Here is a 2,910-nt window from a genome sequence, read left to right as displayed (position 1 = left end):
ACTTAAAAGAGACAATTGATGCTATATATGAGCATGATAGAGGATGGATAGAGCTTGATAAAGTACCAATTTTGAATGATACTAAAAATATTCCATATACATTTATGGATTGTCCAAGTTCATTACGCTTTGTTTTTTATACGATTGGTTTGAATGCAATTGAAGAGTCAAATCCATACGGGGCGCTACTTTGTAGTAAGCACTTTTTATCATTTTCATTAAATGAGGAAGATGAAGAGATGATGTCTTTTTATAAAAATGAATTGGAACGACAAAAAAGAATTTTGAAAACGTTAACAAAAGAACAATATGCGATGTTTGATAAACATTATAGATTATTAAAGTTTTGTGATGAACTTTCTTTATATGTATGTATGAATAAACCTGGTGTAAAAAAGAAAGATGAAATTGATTTATTTAAAGAGGGTTTTGAAGGAACAGAAATGTTTAATAGTAAGGGAGAGAAGCCTATTCAAGCTGAATGGGTGGATGAAGAAACAATTCAAATTACATCGTTTCCATTTAAAACGGAATTTTATACATATGTAAAATATAAAACTATAAATAAACATGAAGTTAAAGAAAAAGGGATTGTAAAAGCTGATAGAGAATCGGAAATGAAGAAGCAAAACATTCGTTTCATACAATAAGGAGGAGATTTAGATTGAAAGATTACATGTTAAAACAGTTTGATTACCATGCTTGGGCTAATACACGATTATTCAACCGACTAAAAGAGTTACCAAACTATGAGACAATTTTTAATGAACAGATACAGAGTGTATTCCCATCAATTAAGGATACTTTTGTACATATTTATATTACAGATCAAGTGTGGTTACACATATTGCATGGTAAAAGTATGAGTGAAGTAATACAAGACCGAGAAAAATTACGAAAACAAATCGAAACTAAATCGTTACATGAATTAGAAAAAATGTTTGAAAACATGGCAAATCAATATAAAGAATTTTTAAGTAGAATACAAGACGTAAATACTGTATTTGTTATTGAGAACCCATATGCAGGTGCATTAGACACTTCCATTTTAGAGTTAGTGCAACACGTCGTAAATCATGGTACATATCATAGAGGGAATATAACAGCAATGATCCGTCAACTTGGTTATTCATCTACAATGATGGATTTTGTACTTTTTTTAGTGATTAACTTGCCTGTTTTTTATGACTTTCTTTCAATTTCTCTGCTTGTAAAAAGCGATTCGTTTCAGCGACAACAATACCACTTAATCCGATTAGACCAATTAAGTTTGGAATCGCCATAAGTCCATTTGCAATATCGGCAAATGTCCATACGACACCTAGCTTTAAATTAGCACCTATTGCAATCATAACGATAAAGATTGCTTTATAATATCGTACAGCACCTTGTCCGAATAAATAAGCTACACACTTCTCTCCGTAATACGACCAACCTAAAATAGTAGAGTAGGCGAATAATATAATGGCGATACCGAGAATCATACTACCAGCAGTACCGAATACGGATTGGAATGCTAATGTTGTAGCTTCAACACCAGTTTTACCTGATTTCCATGCACCTGTAGTAATTAATACTAGCCCCGTAATTGTACATACAATAAATGTATCTAGAAAAGTACCAGTCATAGAAACTAAAGCTTGTTTTGCAGGTGAATCTGTTTTGGCAGCAGCCGCAGCAATAGGAGCACTTCCTAAACCAGCCTCGTTAGCAAATACACCACGTGCCATTCCTATTTGAATTGCAGATGCAACTGTTGCTCCGATAAAACCACCAGCAGCTGCAGTACCTTGAAATGCACCAGAAAAAATAAGTGAAAATGCTTCTGGAATTTGATCAAAGTGATAGAAAATAATAATAAGGCCAGCGATTATATAAAAGAATGCTTTAATAGGAACGATATATCCAGTAACTCTACCAATCTTTTTTACACCGCCCAAAATAACGATAGCGATTAAGAATGACATGAGTATACCAGTTAATGCAGGAGGGAAAGAAAAATTGATTCGCATTGCCTCTGCAACTGAATTAGATTGAACCATATTACCGATACCGAAAGAAGCAGCTGTGCCGAATATAGCGAATAAAACAGCCAGCCATTTTTTCCCTAAACCACGTTCTAAATAATACATTGGTCCACCGGAGTATTCACCATTTTCATTACTAACACGGTATTTCACCGCAAGGATTGCTTCGGCATACTTTGTTGCCATTCCAAATAAAGCAGTAATCCACATCCAAAAGATTGCGCCGGGTCCACCGATTGTCACAGCAGTTGCGACACCTGCTATATTTCCCATACCAATCGTTGCAGCCATAGCTGTCATCAGTGCTTGGAAGTGACTAATATCTCCAGAAGATGATGTATCCTCTGATTTTTTAAAAGCTAGCTTGTGAGCGTATATTAGTTTACTAAACTGTAAACCTTTTAAGCGCACTGTGAGAATGATACCAGTTCCAACGAGTAGCAACAAAGTTGGTAACCCCCACACATACTGATTAATTTGTTCTAATACTTTACTTACTGTCTCCATCTGTATTCTCCTTTTTTAGAAAAAATAAAAACCACTTCAAGGAAATGAAATGGTCTCTGGAGAAACAAGGGATAGAAAAATAAACCGATACAAATCGGCATTTTCTTTCGCTTGTCTCTGTCCTTTTACCTGAGAGATTATCCGCTAGATTAGCGGATTTGCTCCTTCGGTGCTCGTTTTCCTCCGCGCTATATTAAGCGAGAGGGAGTCTCTCCAGAGATTCGTCCCCATGCAGTTCTACTTGTAAACAAGACCTGAGAGTTTCAAAGTTGGTTCAGCAACTTTTTGCCCCGTCGGTAGATCAATAGACCTTCTCCTGAATGGTTCATCCGAATTATAAAATTAAAAACTTAAACGCATTGATTCTGTATAGAAT

General features: G+C 35.2%; 2 protein-coding genes, 1 pseudogene and 1 riboswitch. Of the genes and pseudogenes, 2 read left to right on the top strand and 1 reads right to left on the bottom strand.

Translation table 11 applies throughout. From position 1 onward, the window contains the following. The coding region (locus AB3X49_RS20525; protein ID WP_367964402.1) for a DUF3891 family protein at positions 1-650 on the top strand (650 nt) is incomplete at its 5' end. Between the two features lie 14 nt (positions 651-664). After that, positions 665-1,162 (top strand): annotated as a pseudogene (locus AB3X49_RS20520) (DinB family protein); the annotation flags it as partial. 4 nt (positions 1,163-1,166) lie between these two features. On the opposite strand, the gene AB3X49_RS20515 reads toward AB3X49_RS20520, so the two are convergent. Next, entirely contained in the window at positions 1,167-2,534 is a 1,368-nt protein-coding gene (locus AB3X49_RS20515; protein ID WP_002012784.1) for an alanine/glycine:cation symporter family protein, read from the bottom strand. Positions 2,535-2,641: 107 nt separating this feature from the next. Continuing rightward, a riboswitch (glycine riboswitch) is annotated at positions 2,642-2,761 on the bottom strand. Positions 2,762-2,910 lie beyond the last annotated feature (149 nt).

This window comes from Bacillus sp. C30, assembly GCF_040838255.1.
GTDB classification, from domain to species: Bacteria; Bacillota; Bacilli; order Bacillales; family Bacillaceae_G; genus Bacillus_A; species Bacillus_A mycoides.
Note: the sequence above shows the minus strand (reverse complement) of the source record. Positions and strands in the feature narration are given on the sequence as shown.

Excerpts from the sequence above, each read along its gene's own strand:
- AB3X49_RS20515 (WP_002012784.1), bottom strand. The coding sequence starts at position 2,534 with ATGGAGACAGTAAGTAAAGTATTAGAACAAATTAATCAGTATGTGTGG.